Source organism: Comamonas sp. MYb21 (assembly GCF_037479395.1).
In the GTDB taxonomy this organism is placed as follows: domain Bacteria; phylum Pseudomonadota; class Gammaproteobacteria; order Burkholderiales; family Burkholderiaceae_C; genus Comamonas.
In genome coordinates this window covers 198,882-216,571 of record NZ_JBBGZC010000008.1, presented here as the reverse complement: position 1 = coordinate 216,571, position 17,690 = coordinate 198,882, and the positions used below count along the sequence as shown (strand labels likewise).

Here is a 17,690-nt window from a genome sequence, read left to right as displayed (position 1 = left end):
GCGCTGGCATCGCGACTGTTTGTGGAGACCGAGATGGCCACTATCCCCATTACCAAGCGCGGTGCAGAAAAGCTCAAAGAAGAGCTGCAACGCCTCAAGACCGTGGATCGTCCCGGCGTCATCGCGGCCATTGCGGAAGCTCGCTCGCATGGCGATCTGAGCGAAAACGCCGAATACGATGCGGCCAAAGACCGCCAAGGCTTTATCGAAGGCCGTATCCAGGAAGTGGAGGCCAAGCTGTCGGCCGCCCAGATCATCGACCCCTCGCAGCTCGACGCGGGCGGCAAGGTGGTGTTTGGTGCGACCGTGGACCTGGCCGATGAGGACAGCGGCGATCCGGTGACCTACCAGATCGTCGGCGAAGACGAGGCCGACCTCAAGCAGGGCCTGATCAATGTCTCCAGCCCGATTGCCCGTGCGCTGATCGGCAAGGAAGAGGGCGACACCGCCGTTGTGCAGGCCCCCGGTGGCGAGCGCCGCTACGAAGTCGTGGCCGTGCGCTATCTCTAAAGCCATCGGCCACTGCGCACCGAGCCCGCGATGAAAAACCGTCTGCCCGTTTTCGCAGCCGCCCTGTGGTGGGGCAGCCTGTCGGCCATCGGCTTCATGGCCGTGCCGATGCTGTTTGCCAACCTGCCGCAGGCATCGATGGCGGGCTTCATGGCCGCCAAGCTGTTTGCAGCGCAGACCTGGGTGTCGCTGGCCTGCGGCCTGGTGCTGCTGGTGCTGGCCAAGGACAAGGCCAGCAACACCATCGAGCCCTGGGCGCGCGCGGCACTGGGCTTTGTGCTGGCCGGCATGCTGATGGCGCTGGTCGTGCAGTACGGCATCTCGCCCAAGATCGTGCAGCGCGAGAACCTCAAGCTCTGGCACGGCCTGGGCACCTTGCTGTATGCGCTGCAGTGGCTGTGCGCGGCCCTTGTGCTGTGGCGGACATCCGCACCCGCACCACGGGCTTGATCTGGCCCAAGGCAATCGCCCGCCGCCGCGCTACACTGGGCGGGCCATGCAATCTCCCATCGTTTCCATCGACGCCAATGACTGGCGCAACACACCGGGCCGTCCGGAATGGACGGCCGCCGTTGAATCGGGCAAGGTGCTGTATTTCCCCCAACTCGCGTTTGCGCTCTCCGAGCAGGAAAAGACGCTGCTGCGCCCCGATGTGCGCGACCCCAAGTCGCGCAACATCAGCCTGAATGTGGATGGCAGCATCAAGGGCGTGGCCGGTGATGCCGCCACGCAGGCTGCCGTGGCGGCCATGGTCACGCGTTTTCGCGCGCAGGCCACCGCGCTGATTGCCGGTCTGTTCCCCGACTACATGCCGCTGGTGCGCATGGCGCCCACGAGCTACCGGCCCTCACAGGTCGAGACCCGTGCCCAGTCCTGGCGTGCCGACGACAAGCGCATGCATGTCGACGCCTTTCCCTCGCGGCCCAACTACGGCGAGCGCATCCTGCGCGTGTTCAGCAATGTCAATCCCGATGGCCAGCCCCGGGTCTGGCGTGTGGGTGAGCCTTTCGAGGATGTGGCGCGCAAGTTCTTGCCACGCGCCAAGCCCTATGTGGCCTGGCAGGCCAAGGTCTTGGCGATGCTGCATGTGACCAAGTCGCTTCGCAGCGAATACGACCACCTGATGCTGCAGCTGCACGATGGCATGAAGGGCGACATGGACTACCAGCGCAATGCGCCGCAGGAGACCGTGCCCTTTGCTGCCGGCTCCAGCTGGGTCTGCTTTTCGGACCAGGCGGTGCATGCGGTGATGTCGGGCCAGTACATGCTGGAGCAGACTTTCTTCCTGCCCCCGGGCAAGGAATACAACCCCGATGCAAGCCCGCTGGCGATCTTGACGCGCATGCAGGGCCATGCGCTGGTGGCAGCTGACCAGCGCTAAACCTGCTGCGCCAAAGCCCGCTGCGGGCCACAAAAAAGGCGTTGATCGCAGGGATCAACGCCTTTGGTTTTTTATGCGCAGGGCGGCTTAGCCCCAGGCCTTTTCAATCCAGCGGGCCGGCTGGATATGGTGGAAGCGCTTGTTGCGCAGGCCTTGCAGCGCGTCGGGCGGGTTGACCTCACCGTGGAAGATGACGATGCGCGCATCGGCGGGCGGCACCGGCTCCTTCCAGTAGTTGCTCGGCCAGGTGGGGATGCAGTAGTACTTGAAGCTCGGGCACCAGGCAGCCGGCCAGTAATCGAGCTTGCCCTGCTGGTGCAGAAAATGCGACAGGTACTCCTGCTCATTGCGGTACTGGGCGCGCAGCTGCTCGGTGTTGGCACGGAAGTTGGCCAGCACATCGGCATGGGCGCCCAAGGTGAAGCGGTAGACCGAGGAGTTGCCGACAATGCGCTCGCCAAAGCGCCAAAAACGCGGGTAGTCATGGATGATGCGAAATTCACCCGGCAGGGTGAAGAACTCATCGATGCTGCCGACGATCACCACATCCAGGTCCAGGAATAGCGCCTGGCCTTGCAGACCATACAGGTCCTGCTCGAAGGTGGTGAGCTTTTTCCAGGCGCCATCCCGCTGGCCGGGGGCCAGATGGATGTTCAGGTCCGGAATCGGGTGGCATTCCACTTCGCTGCGAATCCCTTGCGTGTCGTCGGTCAGGCAGACAAAGCGAAAATCGCCACTCAGATGGCGGCGAACCATGGCGTACAGCCGATTGACATAGTCGGGGCCATATTTGGTACCCCATTTCATGCAAAGGATGTGGCGATCGGTCACACTAGCTGCCCTGCTGCTTTTTGATCGACTTTTGCTTGGGCTTGGCGCGCTTGACCTGGCCGCCGGCCGTCAGGCGCTGGTTACCCAGGATGCGGATCTGCTTGACTTCGGGCTTTTGCCAGACGTTCTTGCTGAACTTGAGCACCTTGACTTCGCGCGGACCGGCCTTGCGGTCTTCGTCGAGTTGCTTTTCCTTCTCGGGCATCGGGCGCCACAGGACCAGCAGCTTGCCGATGTGCTGGATAGGCGCTGCATTGAGCGAGTCGGTCAGCTTCAGGAAGATGGCTTCGCGGTTGGCGCGGTCATCGGAGAAAACACGGATTTTGATCAGGCCATGGGCATTCAGGGCCAGGTCGACCTCTTTTTCGACGGCTTCGGTCAAGCCGTCACCGCCAATCAGAACCACGGGGTCGAGGTGGTGGGCTTCGGCGCGGTGCTCGCGACGTTGGGCGGGAGTGAGTTGTATTTGGGGCATAGCCCGTATTATCGGGGCTCCGGGAAGAAAACATGAAAGTAAGTACTAAAACCAAGAAGGTCAACAAGACTTGGCTCAATCAGCACATCAACGACCCCTATGTGCGGGCCGCGCAAAAAGACGGCTACCGCGCCCGTGCGGTCTACAAGCTCAAGGAAATCGATGAGCATTTCAAGCTGATCCGGCCGGGCGATGTGGTGGTCGATCTGGGCTCCACGCCTGGCGCCTGGAGCCAGTATGTGCGCCGCCGCCTCTCGCCCGAGGGCGCTGCGGTGGGCGAGCTCAATGGCGCCATCATCGGGCTGGATATGCTGCCGATGGAGCCCATCGAGGGCGTGGACTTCATCCTGGGCGATTTCCGCGAGCAGGAAGTGCTGGACCAGCTGGAGAAAACCTTGGCCAAGCGCCGCGTCGATGTGGTGATCTCGGACATGGCGCCCAACCTGTCGGGGGTGGAGAACGTGGATGCCGCCCGTATTTCGCATCTGATCGAGCTGGCCGTGGACTTTACCTGCCAGCACATGAAGCCCGAGGGCACCTTGGTGGTCAAGCTGTTCCACGGCAGTGGTTACTCGCAACTGGTGGATTTGTTCAGGCAGACCTTCCAGGTGGTCAAGCCTTACAAACCCAAGGCCTCGCGCGATAAATCCTCGGAAACCTATTTGATCGGCATGCGCCTCAAGCCCGAGGCGCAGCGCTGAGCACCCTTGGCAAACTGCCTGCTTTAGTGCGGCATGCACAGAAGACGCTGAAACACTGAGACAATAGGCTTTACTGAGCAATCCTGCGTGCCACCAAGGGGAAAGCGCAAGCATTGACCCTTGAAAGTCCTAAAATAGTGCATATCTGACATAACAGATTCTGTGTCTTTCCCGATTTCCTACTACTGGAGCCCCCTTGAACAATCAGTGGTTTTCTAAGATCGCCGTATGGCTTGTCATTGCCATGGTGCTGTTCACCGTGTTCAAGCAATTGGACAACCGTGCAGGCGCCAGCGCGAACAAGATCCCGTATTCCGAGTTTTTGCAAGATGTCCGCAATGGCCGCATCAAGACTGCGACCCTGCAGGAAAGCCCTGCCGGCACGGTGATCACGGCGACCACGGGCGACGATCGCAAGCTCCAGACCACGGCGACCTACATGGACCGTGGCCTGATTGGCGACCTGATCAACAACAACGTCAAGTTTGACGTGAAGGAGCGCGAGGAAGGCTCCCTGCTGATGAGCCTGCTGATCAGCTGGGGCCCGATGCTGCTGCTGATCGGCGTCTGGGTCTACTTCATGCGCCAGATGCAAGGCGGAGGCAAGGGCGGTGCGTTCAGCTTTGGCAAGTCCAAGGCGCGCATGCTCGACGAAAACAACAACAGCGTCACCTTTGCCGATGTGGCCGGTTGTGACGAGGCCAAGGAAGAAGTCAAGGAAGTCGTCGACTTCCTCAAAGACCCCAACAAGTTCCAAAAGCTCGGCGGCCGCATTCCCCGTGGTCTGCTGCTGGTCGGCCCTCCCGGTACCGGTAAGACCTTGCTGGCCAAGTCCATTGCCGGCGAAGCCAAGGTGCCGTTCTTCTCGATCTCGGGTTCGGACTTCGTCGAAATGTTTGTCGGCGTGGGCGCGGCCCGCGTGCGCGACATGTTCGAGAACGCCAAGAAGAATGCGCCTTGCATCATCTTCATCGACGAAATCGACGCCGTCGGCCGCCAGCGTGGCGCCGGCATGGGCGGTGGCAACGACGAGCGCGAGCAGACCCTGAACCAGATGCTGGTCGAGATGGACGGTTTCGAGACCAATATGGGCGTGATCGTGGTGGCTGCCACCAACCGCCCCGACATTCTCGATGCCGCCTTGCTGCGCCCAGGCCGTTTTGACCGCCAGGTCTACGTGACCCTGCCCGATGTGCGTGGCCGCGAACAGATCCTGAATGTGCACATGCGCAAGATCCCGGTGGGCCAGGATGTGAACCCCAACATCATCGCCCGTGGCACGCCCGGCATGTCCGGTGCCGATCTGGCCAACCTCTGCAACGAAGCTGCGCTGATGGCCGCACGCCGCAATGCGCGCACCGTGGAGATGCAGGACTTCGAAAAGGCCAAGGACAAGATCTTCATGGGCCCCGAGCGCAAGTCTGCGGTGATGGACCCCGAAGAGCTGAAGAACACCGCCTACCACGAAGCCGGCCACGCGCTGATCGGCAAGCTGCTGCCCAAGTGCGACCCGGTGCACAAGGTCACCATCGTGCCGCGTGGCCGTGCGCTGGGCGTGACCTTCACGCTGCCCGAGAAGGACCGCTACGGTTACGACAAGGAATGGGCACTGAGCCGTATCGCGATGCTGTTTGGCGGCCGGATTGCTGAAGAAGTGTTCATGAACCAGATGACCACGGGTGCATCGGACGACTTCAACAAGGCCACCCAGCTGGCGCGCGACATGGTGACCCGCTACGGCATGACCGATGCGCTGGGCCCGATGGTCTACGCCGAGCAGGAAGGCGAGCCCTTCCTGGGCCGCTCGATGAGCAAGCCCAGCAACATCAGCGAAGAGACCATGCAGAAGGTGGACGCCGAAGTGCGCCGCATCATCGATGAGCAATATGGTCTGGCACGCCGCCTGATCGAAGAGCACAGCGACAAGATGCATGCGATGGCCAAGGCCATGCTGGAGTGGGAAACCATCGATGCCGAGCAGCTGGACGACATCATGGCGGGCAAGGCACCGCGCCCGCCCAAGGACTGGACGCCACGCAACCCACCGTCGAGCAGCAATGACGGCGGCGCAGGCGGCAGCCCCACCGTGGTGACGGAGCCGGCACACACCCCGGTCTGATCACGACAGACCCTGGCGAAAAGCGCTCTGCCCGAGCGCTTTTCTTATTTTTAAAGGACACCTCTGATGCGCCACTGGCAAACCACCCGCTTTCGTATTGACCTGACTGCGCCGCAAGTGATGGGCATCGTCAATGTCACGCCGGACTCGTTCTCGGACGGCGGCAGCCACGAGGGCGTCTCGGCCGCGATGATCCATGCGGAAAAGCTGCTGGCCGATGGCGCGCATATCCTGGACATTGGTGGCGAATCCACCCGCCCGGGCAGCCCTGCGGTGCCGCTGGACGAAGAGTTGCGCCGGGTGCTGCCGGTGGTCAAGGCTGCGGTGGCCTTGCAGGTGCCGATCTCGGTCGATACCTACAAGCCCGAGGTGATGCAGGCGGTGCTGGATCTGGGCGCGGACATCATCAACGACATCTGGGCGTTGCGCCAGCCAGGCGCGCAGGCGGTGGTGGCGGCCCACCCGCAATGCGGCGTCTGCCTGATGCACATGCATGCCGATCCGCAGACCATGCACCAGGAGCACATGGCCGCTCGGGGCGACGTGGCGGCCGAGGTGCTGGACTTTTTGCAGACCCATACCCGCAGCCTGGAGGCGCTGGGTGTGCAGACCGAACGCATCGTCTGGGATGCCGGCACTGGCTTTGGCAAAAGCCCGGGCCAGAACTTTGCGCTGCTGCAGCAGCAGCCCCGGCTGGCTGCGGCCGGCTACCCGCTGCTGGCGGGCTGGTCGCGCAAGGGCTCGCTGGGCAAGGTGACAGGGCGGGTGGTGGCCGAGCGCATGCCCGCCAGCATTGCGGCGGCCCTGCTGTCGGTAGAGCATGGCGCGGCCATTGTGCGCGTGCACGATGTGCGCGAGACCTGCGATGCGCTGGCCGTGCTGCAGGCGATGCGCGCCCCGCAATCTTTGGATACCCAAGGCTGACGCGGTTTGCGCCTGGCATCGTTGGTCAGGCGCTACACTGCTACTGCGCCATACACCACCGATGGCGCTTTTTCACTTTCTCTCAGGCCCCCAACAAGCAAGAACACTATGGCACGACAGTATTTTGGAACCGATGGCATCCGTGGCACGGTAGGCAAGCCACCGATCACCCCTGACTTTGTGCTGCGCCTGGGCCATGCCGTGGGCCGGGTGCTGCGCCGCGAGCAGGAGCGCCCGACGGTGCTGATCGGCAAGGACACGCGCATCTCGGGCTATATGCTCGAGAGCGCGCTGGAGTCGGGTCTCAATTCGGCTGGTGTCGATGTGGTGCTGCTGGGCCCGTTGCCGACCCCGGGCGTGGCCTACCTCACGCGCGCCCAGCGCGCCAGCCTGGGTGTGGTCATCAGCGCCAGCCACAACCCCTTTGACGACAACGGCATTAAGTTCTTCAGCGCCGAAGGCGCCAAGCTGCCCGACAGCTGGGAAGAGTCGGTGGAAGCGGCGCTGATGGAGGGCTTTGACTGGGTGCCCTCCGCAGCGCTGGGCAAGGCCCGCCGCCTCGATGATGCTGCAGGCCGCTATATCGAATTTTGCAAGAGCACCTTTGACCACCGGCTGACCTTGCGCGGCCTCAAGATCGTGGTCGATGCGGCCCACGGCGCGGCCTACCATATTGCGCCCAAGGTCTTCCATGAGCTGGGCGCCGAGGTCATCACCATTGGCTGCAATCCGGACGGCCTCAACATCAACCAGGATGTGGGGGCTACCCATCCCGATGCGCTGGTGCGCTCGGTGCGCTCCAATGGCGCCGATCTGGGCGTGGCACTCGATGGCGATGCCGATCGGCTGCAACTGGTCGATGCCAAGGGCCGGCTCTACAACGGCGATGAGTTGCTCTACCTGATGGCCATGGACCGCCTGCGCCGGGGCAAGAAGCTGCCAGGTGTCGTGGGCACCTTGATGACCAACCTGGCGGTGGAAACCGCCTTGCAAAAGCAGGGCGTGGAGCTGGTGCGTGCCAAGGTCGGTGACCGTTATGTGCTCGAAGAGCTGCAGCGCCGCAACTGGGTGCTGGGCGGTGAGAGCTCGGGCCACCTGCTGGCGCTGGACAAGCACACCACCGGCGATGGCCTGGTGAGCGCCCTGCAGGTGCTGCAAGCCTGCGTGAGCCGCAACCAGAGCGTGGCCGAGCAGCTCGATGGCGTGGATCTGTGCCCGCAGGTGCTGCTCAATGTGCGGTTGCAGCCGGGCCAGGACTGGCGCAACAACAACAAGCTGTTTGAGTTGGAGCGCAGCATCACCGACGACTTTGCCGGCCAGGGCCGGGTGCTGATCCGGCCCAGCGGCACCGAGCCGCTGCTGCGCGTGATGGTCGAGGCCTTTGATGCGGCCCAGGCCAGCCGCTGCGCCGAGCAACTGGCAGAAGTAGCCCGCCAGTCCTGATGGGCAGCGGCCGCCGGGCGGCCGGGCCCACGGGTGGTGAGGGAGGTGTTGCAGGCGCACAGCTTCATGCAACTGTCATGTTTTGCACATGGCGCTGTCATCTGCGGGCAGGACACTGAAAGCGCTCTGTATCAGCCCGTCGAGCAGCCGGGGCCGCACGGCGGTCTGGCACCATGCAAGGGCGGCAGGGCGCTACAGGAGCTCTGCCATGCACAACAAACACAGCTTTTTCAGCGCATCCGAGACCGCCATTGTCACGCCCTCGGCGCCGAAACCGCAGGCGACCCTGCCTGCAACCGCCGCGGCGGCCAACCCGCTGGACATCGAGGTCTCCTGGGCCTGCCACCTCGACGAGGTGCGCGAAGCCCAGCGCCTACGCCACCAGATTTTTGCCGGCGAGATGGGCGCGCAGCTGCAAACCAGCCTGGAAGGCCATGATGTCGACGGCTTTGATGACTACTGCGAGCACCTGCTGGTGCGCCAGGGCCAGAGCAGGCAGGTGATCGGCACCTACCGCCTGCTGACCCCCGCCCAGGCCTTGCGGGCCGGTCGCACCTATTCTGACGGAGAGTTTGACCTGAGCGCCATTGATGCATTGCGCCCGCGCATGGTGGAACTCGGCCGCAGCTGCGTGCATCCGGACTACCGCCAGGGCGGGGTGATCATGGCGCTGTGGGGTGCGCTGGCCAGCTTCATGCTGCGCAACAAGCTCGATGTGATGATGGGCTGCGCGAGCATCCCCATGTGGCACAACGGCATTGTCAGTGGCGATGCCGCTGCCAGCATCTGGCGCCAGCTGCTGGCCAAGGGCCAGATCTCGCAGGAATACAGCGTCGTACCGCACCTGCCGCTGCCGCTGGAGCAACTCAACGACCAGGTCGAGGTGGAGCCGCCTGCGCTGATCAAGGGCTATCTGCGAGTGGGCACCGAGGTGATCGGTGCGCCGGCCTGGGATCCGGACTTCAATACCGCCGATCTGCCGATGCTGATGCAGCTCGACCGCCTGCCTGCGCGCTACCGCAAGCACTTTCTGGGTTGATGGCGCAAGCCGCTTGCAAGCGCTGTGCATCCGCTTCCGAAGGACGCCGGGCGCAAGTGACGGTTCACCTCTCGGGTCCATTCCAAGGCGGCAACGTAGGCATACAGAATGGATGCATATAGGCCTAGTGGAAAGTCCTCATAATCAAAACACTGCTTGTGCTGCAAGCGGTGTTTTTTGCTATCCAAAGGACCTATGGTGAGCTCTCTCTCGCAATCCCCACAACCGCCGATTACCTTGCTGGTGTTCAACCCCATGGCCGAGCCGCTGCTCGACCAGATCCGCGCACATGCTGAGGTGGTGTATGCACCCACCCCCGAGCTGCGCGCCAGCGCGGTGGCCTCGCACGGCGCCCAGGCGCAGGCCGTGTTGACCATTGGCTCGATTGGCCTGACGGCCGAAGAAATCGACCAGATGCCGCAGCTGCGCCTGGCCTGCACCTTGGGCGCGGGCTATGAAGGCTTGGCGCTGGATGCGCTGCGCGCGCGCGGCATTATGCTGGCGACCGGGGCGGGCACCAATGACACCAGCGTGGCCGACCACAGCTTTGGCCTGATTCTGGCGTCGATGCGCAATTTCCGCACCCTGGACCAGCAGGCCCGCGCCGGTGTCGACCGCTACAGCCTGGCCCATCCGCCCAGCGTGTCGGGCAAGAAGCTGGGCATTCTGGGCCTGGGTCATATCGGCCTGAAGATCGCCAGGCGTGCCGAGGGCTTTGACATGCCGGTGGGCTACCACAACCGCCAGCCCAAGGCAGGGGTGGGCCACCGCTATTTCGATTCGCTGCATGCGCTGGCCAGCTGGGCCGACATCCTGGTCTGCGCCACGCCGGGCGGCCCGGGCACCAAGCACCTGGTCAATGCCGAGGTTCTGCAGGCGCTGGGCCCGAGCGGCTACCTGATCAATATTGCGCGGGGCTCGGTGGTGGACACACTGGCGCTGGCTGCGGCCTTGAAGGACGGCACCATTGCTGGCGCCGGCATCGATGTCTATGAGAGCGAGCCGCATCGCCCCGAGCCGCTGATCGACCTGCCCAACATCCTCATCACGCCCCATGTGGCGGGCTGGTCGCCAGAGGCCACCCAGGCGAGCCTGACGCAGTTCATCGGCAACCTGACGGGCGTGTTCTCGGGCAAGGGCGCTGTGGCGCCCGTGAATCTGGGCGCTTAAGGCTCGGCAGAAAAAACACCCAGGCTGTCACCGGCCTGGGTGTGCAGCGCCTTATTTGGCGGTGATGCCCAGCGCCTGCTTGAACTGGAAGGGGTAGGGCGTCTTCTGCCAGGCCAGCACTTCCTCGCCCAGCAGGTAGGCCGATTGCGGAAACTGCTCGGCCCAGCCGGGGGCCACCTTGAGCGACCATTTTTCGGTCTTGTCGCGCAGGCAGATCTGGTCGAGCGCCGGGTCGCGGCGCGCATGGCACAGCAGGGTCGCGAGGCGCAGGCACAGCAGCTCCAGCGCAAAATCGCGGTCCTGCAAGAAGGCATCGACCTTGCGCAGCTTGCCCCTCTGCGCCAGCACCAGGGCTGCCAGGTGGGACAGCTCGGTTTGGGTAAAGCCGGGCACATCGCTGTGGCCCAGCACATAGGCGCCGTGGTGGTGGTGGTCGGTGTGCGAGATAAGGCAGCCGATCTCATGGAGCTGGCTGGCCCAGTCGAGCATGGGCGACTGCAGCTCGGCCGGCGCGGTTGCTCCCGCATAGCGGCGTGCCTGCTCGTACAAGGTGGCGGCAGTGCGCTGCACGCGGCCCGCTTGCGTGCGATCGACCTGGTAGCGCTCCTTGAGCGCGGCGATCGTGCGGTGGCGGATATCGCTGAATTCCTCGTGCTGCACCATGTCGCGCAGCAGGCCCTGGCGCAGCGCGCCGCTGGCAATGCGCAGCTCCTGGATCTGCAGCAGATCAAACACTGCGCACAGCACGGTCACGCCGCCGCCAATCACTGCGCGGCGCTCTTCCTTGAGGCCTTCAAGCCGCAGCTCGCTGGCATTGCCGGCAGCCAGCAATTGGTCGCAGAGCCAGTGCAGCTGCTCGCGCGTCACCACGTCGGGCTGGCCGCCGTGCAGCGCCAGCACATCGGCAATCGCGTTGGCCGTGCCCGAGGTGCCATAGGCGCAGTCCCAGCTGCCGGGCACAAAATGGTGGGCTGCTTCTTCCATCACCGCCTGCGCGGCGATCTGCGCGGTTTTCAGCGCCGATTTGCTGAATTCACCCTGGGGAAAATAACGCAACGACCAGGCCACGCTGCCCACGGGGAAGGAGGCCACGCGCTGCGAGCTGTAGCGCTGGCCCAGGATCAGCTCGGTGGAGCGGCCGCCGATGTCGACCACCAGGCGGCGCTCGTCCGACGGGGGCAGCGAGTGGGCCGCGCCCTGGTAGATCAGGCGCGCTTCTTCCGGCCCGGAGATGATGCTGATCGGGTAGCCCAGAATCTGGTTGGCGCGCTGGATGAAGACATCGCTGTTGCGCGCTTCGCGCAAGGTCTGGGTGGCTACGGCGCGCACATGGGCGGCAGGAAAGCCCTCCAGGCGCTCGGCAAAGCGGGCCAGGCAGTCCCAGCCGCGCTGCATGGCCTCGGCCGTCAGCAGGCCTTGCTCATCGAGGCCGGCGCCCTGGCGCACCATCTCCTTGAAATATTGCACGCGTTCAATATGGCCAGCGGCATAGCGGCCAACTTCCAGGCGGAAACTATTGGATCCCAGATCCACCGCGGCAAGCAAGGTGCCATCAAGCATAAGTGTCGTCATCTATCGGTTCTGCAGTCGAGGCAGGCAGCATAGCACCTGACTCTCTAGGTGACTCCGCTATACAGCGGCATGCTGACAAAACTTTAAAAGTAAGTCTTTCGCGTGAATCTAATATGACAATCCTGTGCGCTGTTGTTGTGTGACATCGACCCCCGTACGAGGCAAATTGGGTGAAAAATGTCATGCCAGTGTCATATACATTTTTTACAGTTCACTCCATTGCGTTTCATCACCAACAGGAGTTTTCATGAAAGTGTCCGCGATTCGAGTGCTGGTAGCTGGTCTGGTTGCCGCCGGTGCGTTTGCCCAGGTGCACGCCGAAGAGGCTACCGGTGCCGGTGCAAGCTTCCCAGCTCCACTGTATTCCAAGTGGGCTGCTGACTACAACAAGGCCACTGGCGTCAAGATCAACTACCAATCGGTGGGTTCGAGCGCCGGTATCAAGCAAATCGATGCCAAAACCGTGGACTTCGGTGCCTCCGACATGCCTTTGAAGGACGAAGAGCTGGCACAAAAGGGTCTGGTGCAGTTCCCCACCGTGATCGGCGGCATTGTGCCCGTGGTCAACATCAAGGGCATCACCCCCGGTCAACTCAAGCTCAACGGCCAAGTGCTGGGCGACATCTACCTGGGCAAGATCACCAAGTGGAATGACCCCGCGATCACCAAGCTGAACCCAGGCGTGGCGCTGCCAGACGCCACCATCGCTCCCGTGCGCCGCGCTGACGGCTCGGGCACGACCTTCGGCTTCACCAACTACCTCTCCAAGGTCAACACCGAGTGGAAGGAAAAAGTGGGTGAGGGCGCTGCCGTGAACTGGCCTACCGGTGCCGGTGGCAAGGGCAACGAAGGCGTGGCCGCTTATGTGGGCCGCCTGCCCAACTCCATCGGCTACGTGGAATACGCCTACGTCAAGCAAAACAAGATGGTATTCGCCCAGCTGCAAAACGCCGATGGCAACTTCGTCAGCCCAGAAAGCGCCAACTTCAAGGCCGCTGCTGCCGGTGCTGACTGGAACAAGAGCTTCTACCAGATCCTGAACAACCAGCCTGGCAAGGATGCATGGCCCATCACTTCGGCCACCTTCATCCTGATGCGCAAGCTGCAGGAAAAGCCAGCCCAGGGTACCACCTCGCTGAAGTTCTTCGAGTGGGCTTACACCTCCGGTGACGGCACTGCTGACGGCCTGGACTACGTGCCCATGCCAGCCAGCGTCAAGGACATCATCTACAAGTCCTGGGGCGAGATCAAGGACGGCAGCGGCAAGGCTGTGTTCGCCAAGTAAGTCGAAAAATGATGGGCCGCTCGGGTAGCGGCCCTTTTCCACACTGAATGGAATCAAACGTGTCGACATCCTTTCCTGTTCAAAACAAAACGGTTGCCGCCGGCAAAGCGCAGATGCAATCCAGCCAACCGCCAACGCGCAAGCCTTGGCTCTCCAACTCCGTCGCTGACGGCTTTTTTGCGTTCCTCGCGCGCGGTGCTGCGGTGCTGACCCTGGCCCTGCTGTTGGCCATCATGGGCTCGCTGATCGTCGGCGCCTGGCCTGCCATCCGTGAATACGGCATCGGATTTTTCTTCAACAGCGAGTGGGATCCTGTCCAGAACCGTTACGGCGGTCTGGTGATGATCTATGGCACCTTGGCCACCTCGTTCATTGCGATGCTGATCGCCGTGCCCGTGAGCTTTGGCATTGCGCTGTTCCTGACCGAACTCTCCCCCGTCTGGCTCAAGCGCCCGCTGGGTACCGCCGTGGAACTGCTCGCTGCCGTGCCGTCCATCGTCTACGGTATGTGGGGCTTGATGGTGTTTGGCCCCCTGCTGGCCACCTATGTGCAGCAGCCGCTGCAGAGCCTGTTTCAAGGCGTTCCTTATATGGAAGCCTTCTTCTCCGGCCCACCCGTCGGTATCGGTATTTTCTCGGCCGGCGTGATCCTGGCCATCATGGTCATCCCCTTTATCGCATCGGTGATGCGTGATGTGTTCGAAGTCACCCCCGCGCTGCTCAAGGAATCGGCCTATGGCCTGGGTTCCACCACCTGGGAAGTGATGTGGAAAGTCGTGCTGCCCTACACCAAGACCGGGGTCTTCGGTGGCGTGATGCTGGGTCTGGGCCGTGCACTGGGTGAGACCATGGCCGTCACCTTCGTGATCGGTAACATGAACCAGCTCAACTCGCTGTCCATCTTTGAAGCGGCCAACAGCATTACCTCGGCGCTGGCCAATGAGTTCGCCGAAGCCGGCGAAGGTCTGCACCAGGCATCGCTGATCTACCTGGGTCTGGCCCTGTTTTTCATCACGTTCATCGTCCTGGCCTGCTCCAAATTTATGCTGAGCCGCCTGCAAAAGAATGAAGGAGCCCGTTCATGACCACCGGAGAAAGCTTGATCCAGGCATCCGATCTGGCCAGCCAGCGCGCTGCCAAGTACCGTGCACGCAACCGCGTCAACCAAGTCGCGATTGCCCTGTCCCTCGCAGCCATGGCCTTTGGCGTGTTCTGGCTGATCTGGATTCTGTGGGAAACCCTGCGCCTGGGCGTGGGCGGTCTGAGCGTGGCCCTGGTCACCCAGATGACCCCGGCTCCCAATGAAATTGGCGGTATCGCCAATGCCATCTGGGGCTCGCTGGTGATGGTGACCCTGGCCACCTTCGTGGGCACGCCCATCGGTGTGATGGCCGGTATCTACCTGGCCGAGTACAACAAGACCGGCTGGCTCGCATCGGTGACCCGCTTTGTCAACGACATTCTGCTGTCGGCTCCGTCGATCGTGATCGGTCTGTTCGTCTACTCGATGATCGTGATCCGCTTCAAGAGCTTCTCGGGCTATGCCGGTGTCATTGCGCTGGCGCTGATCGTGATTCCGGTGGTCATCCGTACCACCGAGAACATGCTGATCCTGGTGCCATCGAGCCTGCGTGAAGCGGCCTACGCACTGGGCACGCCCAAGTGGAAGGTGATCAGCATGGTGACCTTGCGTGCCGCCCGTGCCGGTGTCATCACCGGTGTGCTGCTGGCCGTGGCCCGTATCGCTGGCGAAACCGCTCCGCTGCTGTTCACCGCACTGAACAACCAGTTCTGGAACACCGATTTGTCCAAGCCGATGGCGAGCCTGCCGGTCACCATCTTCAAGTTTGCGATGAGCCCTTATGAAAACTGGCAACAACTGGCCTGGGCAGGTGTCTTCCTGATCACGCTGGCGGTGCTGGGTCTGAACATTCTTGCGCGCAGCATGGCGCGCCAAAAATAAGTATTCACAGGTGAACCCTATGTTGACAAAAACCAATGCGGCTAACGCCAATGCACTGAACTCCAAGATCTCGGTGCGCGACCTGAACTTCTACTACGGCAAGTTCCACGCGCTCAAGAACATCAACCTGGAAATCCCGGAAAACAAGGTCACCGCCTTCATCGGCCCGTCGGGCTGCGGCAAGTCCACCTTGCTGCGCACCTTCAACCGCATGTACGAGCTCTACCCCGAGCAGCGCGCCGAAGGCCATATCGGTCTGGATGGTGAAAACCTGCTGACCAGCAAGCAGGACGTGGCCCTGATCCGCGCCAAGGTCGGCATGGTCTTCCAAAAGCCCACGCCGTTCCCGATGTCCATCTACGACAACATCGCCTTTGGCGTGAAGCTGTTCGAGGACCTGAGCAAGAGCGACATGGAAGAGCGCGTGGAATGGGCGCTGCGCAAGGCCGCGCTGTGGACCGAAGTCAAGGACAAGCTGGGCCAAAGCGGCTCGGGCCTGTCCGGCGGTCAGCAGCAGCGTCTGTGCATTGCCCGCGGTATCGCGATCAAGCCCGAAGTGCTGCTGCTCGATGAGCCTTGCTCGGCGCTGGACCCGATCTCCACGGCCAAGATCGAAGAGCTGATCGCTGAGCTGAAGGACGACTACACCGTGGTGATCGTGACCCACAATATGCAGCAGGCCGCCCGCTGCAGCGATTTCACCGCCTACATGTACCTGGGCAGCCTGATGGAGTTCGGTGCCACCGAACAGATGTTCTTCAAGCCCCAGCGCAAAGAGACCGAAGACTACATCACCGGTCGTTTCGGCTAAGCCGCGCGGTCATGCCAACCACTACAACGAAAAGAGCCTGATATGACAGAAAAACATCTCTCATCACAGTTCGACAGCGAGCTCAACAGCATCTCCTCGCGGGTGATGGAGTTGGGCGGCCTGGTCGAGTCCCAGATCCAGCAGGCCATCTACGCGCTGTCGCAGTTCAGCACCGAGGCCGTCGAGCGCGTTGAAGAGCAGGAAAAGCGCGTCAACCAGCTGGAAGTGGACATCGACTACGAACTCTCGACCATCATTGCGCGCCGCCAGCCCACGGCCCGCGATCTGCGCTTGCTGATAGCTTTTTCCAAGGCCACGGCCAACCTGGAGCGCATGGGAGACGAAGCCCACAAGATGGCCCGCATGGTCGGCTCCATCATCGACAGCGGCGCCGCCCGCTCGCTGCCGACCTCGGACCTGCGTGTGGCCGCCGAGCTCGCCTCGGGCCTGCTGCGCAAGACCTTGGACGCCTTTGCCCGCCTGGACACCACGGCGGCCGTGTCGATCCTCAAGGAAGACGACCTGATCGATGCCGAGTTCGACGGTTTTGTGCGCAAGCTCATCACCTACATGATGGAAGATCCGCGCAAGATCTCGCCGAGCCTGGACCTGCTGTTCCTGGCCAAGGCCATCGAGCGCATCGGTGACCACTCGAAGAATGTTGCCGAGCTCATCATCTACCTGGTCAAGGGTATCGATGTGCGCCACACCACCATGCAAGAAATCGAATCGAGTGTTTTGTAGAGTCTGAGTTATGAAAAAACTGCCACGCGTTCTCATTGTCGAAGACGAGCCCGCGATTGCCGAGCTGATCGCGGTGAACCTGCGACACAACGGCTGCCTGCCGATCTGGGCAGAGGATGGTGATGCTGCACAGCGCGAGTTGGACGCGGTGCTGCCCGATGTGATCTTGCTGGACTGGATGCTGCCTGGCCAAAGCGGCCTGTCGCTGGCGCGCAAATGGCGTGCGGATGCCCGCGTCAAGGGCATCCCCATCATCATGCTGACCGCCCGTGGCGATGAGCCCGACAAGATCGCCGGGCTCGATGCCGGTGCCGATGACTACATCACCAAGCCTTTTTCCACGCAGGAGCTGCTGGCCCGCATCCGTGCAGTGCTGCGCCGCCGCATTCCCGAGCAGGTCAACGACAGTGTGACGATTGGCGAGCTGGTGCTGGACGCGGCCACGCACCGCGTGACCTTCCAGGGTGAGCTGCTCAAGCTCGGCCCCACCGAGTTCAAGCTGCTGCACTTTTTGATGAAGCATGCCGAGCGTGTGCACTCGCGCTCGCAGCTGCTCGACAAGGTCTGGGGCGACCATGTCTTCATCGAGGAGCGTACCGTGGACGTCCACGTCAAGCGTCTGCGCGAGGCCTTGGGCGCTGCCAATGTGATGGTGGAGACCGTGCGTGGTGCCGGCTACCGCATCACCGGCCAGCCCCAGGCGCTGCAGCGCGCTTAGCTTG

18 protein-coding genes are annotated in these 17,690 nt (G+C 62.5%); 15 read left to right on the top strand and 3 right to left on the bottom strand.

Features of this window, described 5'->3' with window-relative positions:
* Window positions 1–33 precede the first annotated feature (33 nt).
* Genes greA through WH367_RS13720 form a run of 3 tightly spaced genes read left to right on the top strand, consistent with a single transcriptional unit; the run spans window position 34 to window position 1,891 of the window.
* Window positions 34–510: a transcription elongation factor GreA gene (greA, locus tag WH367_RS13730; protein ID WP_027010824.1), complete on the top strand. Its 477-nt coding sequence runs from the start codon at window positions 34–36 to the stop codon at window positions 508–510.
* Between the two features lie 30 nt (window positions 511–540).
* Window positions 541–960 (top strand): DUF4149 domain-containing protein, encoded by a 420-nt coding sequence (locus tag WH367_RS13725; protein WP_021026575.1) that lies wholly within the window; start codon window positions 541–543, stop codon window positions 958–960.
* Window positions 961–1,006: 46 nt separating this feature from the next.
* Window positions 1,007–1,891, top strand: a complete 885-nt coding sequence (locus WH367_RS13720) for a Kdo hydroxylase family protein (protein WP_339536540.1) — start codon at window positions 1,007–1,009, stop codon at window positions 1,889–1,891.
* An 87-nt stretch (window positions 1,892–1,978) separates the two neighbouring features.
* On the opposite strand, the gene WH367_RS13715 is transcribed toward WH367_RS13720, so the two are convergent.
* Window positions 1,979–2,698 (bottom strand): hypothetical protein, encoded by a 720-nt coding sequence (locus WH367_RS13715; protein ID WP_021026577.1) that lies wholly within the window; start codon window positions 2,696–2,698, stop codon window positions 1,979–1,981.
* Window positions 2,699–2,723: 25 nt separating this feature from the next.
* Window positions 2,724–3,197, bottom strand: coding sequence for a YhbY family RNA-binding protein (locus WH367_RS13710; RefSeq protein WP_021026578.1), 474 nt, complete (start codon window positions 3,195–3,197; stop codon window positions 2,724–2,726).
* Between the two features lie 32 nt (window positions 3,198–3,229).
* On the opposite strand from WH367_RS13710, the gene WH367_RS13705 reads away from it, so the two are divergent.
* The 6 genes from WH367_RS13705 (at window position 3,230) to WH367_RS13680 (ending at window position 10,593) form a co-directional block, all read left to right on the top strand.
* Window positions 3,230–3,898 carry an RlmE family RNA methyltransferase gene (locus WH367_RS13705; protein WP_021026579.1) on the top strand — a complete coding sequence of 223 codons (669 nt, stop codon included), beginning with the start codon at window positions 3,230–3,232 and terminating at the stop codon, window positions 3,896–3,898.
* Between the two features lie 196 nt (window positions 3,899–4,094).
* A complete protein-coding gene (gene ftsH / locus WH367_RS13700; RefSeq protein ID WP_021026580.1) occupies window positions 4,095–6,017 on the top strand; it encodes an ATP-dependent zinc metalloprotease FtsH in 1,923 nt (640 codons plus the stop codon).
* A gap of 66 nt (window positions 6,018–6,083) precedes the next feature.
* Window positions 6,084–6,941, top strand: a complete 858-nt coding sequence (gene folP / locus WH367_RS13695) for a dihydropteroate synthase (protein ID WP_445228114.1) — start codon at window positions 6,084–6,086, stop codon at window positions 6,939–6,941.
* 108 nt (window positions 6,942–7,049) lie between these two features.
* Window positions 7,050–8,384 carry a phosphoglucosamine mutase gene (gene glmM, locus WH367_RS13690; protein WP_339519895.1) on the top strand — a complete coding sequence of 445 codons (1,335 nt, stop codon included), beginning with the start codon at window positions 7,050–7,052 and terminating at the stop codon, window positions 8,382–8,384.
* Between the two features lie 208 nt (window positions 8,385–8,592).
* A complete protein-coding gene (locus WH367_RS13685) occupies window positions 8,593–9,423 on the top strand; it encodes a GNAT family N-acetyltransferase (RefSeq protein WP_339536539.1) in 831 nt (276 codons plus the stop codon).
* 195 nt (window positions 9,424–9,618) lie between these two features.
* The gene (locus WH367_RS13680; RefSeq protein WP_339536538.1) at window positions 9,619–10,593 is read left to right on the top strand and encodes a 2-hydroxyacid dehydrogenase; all 975 of its coding nucleotides are present in this window, start codon (window positions 9,619–9,621) and stop codon (window positions 10,591–10,593) included.
* Window positions 10,594–10,644: 51 nt separating this feature from the next.
* Here the strand turns inward: WH367_RS13680 and WH367_RS13675 are convergent, their stop codons facing one another.
* Entirely contained in the window at window positions 10,645–12,153 is a 1,509-nt protein-coding gene (locus tag WH367_RS13675; RefSeq protein WP_021026585.1) for a Ppx/GppA phosphatase family protein, read from the bottom strand.
* 259 nt (window positions 12,154–12,412) lie between these two features.
* Here WH367_RS13675 and pstS point away from each other — a divergent pair, with 259 nt between their 5' ends.
* From pstS to phoB, 6 genes are all read left to right on the top strand, one after another.
* Entirely contained in the window at window positions 12,413–13,450 is a 1,038-nt protein-coding gene (gene pstS, locus WH367_RS13670) for a phosphate ABC transporter substrate-binding protein PstS (RefSeq protein ID WP_021026586.1), read from the top strand.
* Between the two features lie 113 nt (window positions 13,451–13,563).
* Window positions 13,564–14,535, top strand: coding sequence for a phosphate ABC transporter permease subunit PstC (gene pstC, locus WH367_RS13665; protein ID WP_339536537.1), 972 nt, complete (start codon window positions 13,564–13,566; stop codon window positions 14,533–14,535).
* Entirely contained in the window at window positions 14,532–15,413 is an 882-nt protein-coding gene (gene pstA, locus WH367_RS13660) for a phosphate ABC transporter permease PstA (protein WP_312986472.1), read from the top strand. Before pstC ends, pstA begins: the two co-directional genes overlap by 4 nt.
* Before the next feature lie 19 nt (window positions 15,414–15,432).
* Complete coding sequence (gene pstB / locus WH367_RS13655) at window positions 15,433–16,224, top strand: phosphate ABC transporter ATP-binding protein PstB (protein WP_021026589.1); 792 nt, start codon at window positions 15,433–15,435, stop codon at window positions 16,222–16,224.
* A gap of 42 nt (window positions 16,225–16,266) precedes the next feature.
* A complete protein-coding gene (gene phoU, locus WH367_RS13650; RefSeq protein ID WP_021026590.1) occupies window positions 16,267–16,968 on the top strand; it encodes a phosphate signaling complex protein PhoU in 702 nt (233 codons plus the stop codon).
* Window positions 16,969–16,978: 10 nt separating this feature from the next.
* Window positions 16,979–17,686 (top strand): phosphate regulon transcriptional regulator PhoB, encoded by a 708-nt coding sequence (gene phoB / locus WH367_RS13645; RefSeq protein ID WP_021026591.1) that lies wholly within the window; start codon window positions 16,979–16,981, stop codon window positions 17,684–17,686.
* The last annotated feature ends 4 nt before the right edge of the window (window positions 17,687–17,690 follow it).

Coding starts and splice junctions, on each gene's coding strand:
- WH367_RS13715 (WP_021026577.1), bottom strand. CDS start 2,698: ATGAAATGGGGTACCAAATATGGCCCCGACTATGTCAATCGGCTGTAC.
- WH367_RS13680 (WP_339536538.1), top strand. CDS start 9,619: ATGGTGAGCTCTCTCTCGCAATCCCCACAACCGCCGATTACCTTGCTG.
- phoB (WP_021026591.1), top strand. CDS start 16,979: ATGAAAAAACTGCCACGCGTTCTCATTGTCGAAGACGAGCCCGCGATT.
- folP (WP_445228114.1), top strand. CDS start 6,084: ATGCGCCACTGGCAAACCACCCGCTTTCGTATTGACCTGACTGCGCCG.
- pstB (WP_021026589.1), top strand. CDS start 15,433: ATGTTGACAAAAACCAATGCGGCTAACGCCAATGCACTGAACTCCAAG.
- pstS (WP_021026586.1), top strand. CDS start 12,413: ATGAAAGTGTCCGCGATTCGAGTGCTGGTAGCTGGTCTGGTTGCCGCC.
- WH367_RS13675 (WP_021026585.1), bottom strand. CDS start 12,153: ATGCTTGATGGCACCTTGCTTGCCGCGGTGGATCTGGGATCCAATAGT.
- WH367_RS13710 (WP_021026578.1), bottom strand. CDS start 3,197: ATGCCCCAAATACAACTCACTCCCGCCCAACGTCGCGAGCACCGCGCC.
- WH367_RS13725 (WP_021026575.1), top strand. CDS start 541: ATGAAAAACCGTCTGCCCGTTTTCGCAGCCGCCCTGTGGTGGGGCAGC.
- glmM (WP_339519895.1), top strand. CDS start 7,050: ATGGCACGACAGTATTTTGGAACCGATGGCATCCGTGGCACGGTAGGC.
- WH367_RS13685 (WP_339536539.1), top strand. CDS start 8,593: ATGCACAACAAACACAGCTTTTTCAGCGCATCCGAGACCGCCATTGTC.
- greA (WP_027010824.1), top strand. CDS start 34: ATGGCCACTATCCCCATTACCAAGCGCGGTGCAGAAAAGCTCAAAGAA.
- WH367_RS13720 (WP_339536540.1), top strand. CDS start 1,007: ATGCAATCTCCCATCGTTTCCATCGACGCCAATGACTGGCGCAACACA.
- pstC (WP_339536537.1), top strand. CDS start 13,564: ATGCAATCCAGCCAACCGCCAACGCGCAAGCCTTGGCTCTCCAACTCC.
- phoU (WP_021026590.1), top strand. CDS start 16,267: ATGACAGAAAAACATCTCTCATCACAGTTCGACAGCGAGCTCAACAGC.
- WH367_RS13705 (WP_021026579.1), top strand. CDS start 3,230: ATGAAAGTAAGTACTAAAACCAAGAAGGTCAACAAGACTTGGCTCAAT.
- pstA (WP_312986472.1), top strand. CDS start 14,532: ATGACCACCGGAGAAAGCTTGATCCAGGCATCCGATCTGGCCAGCCAG.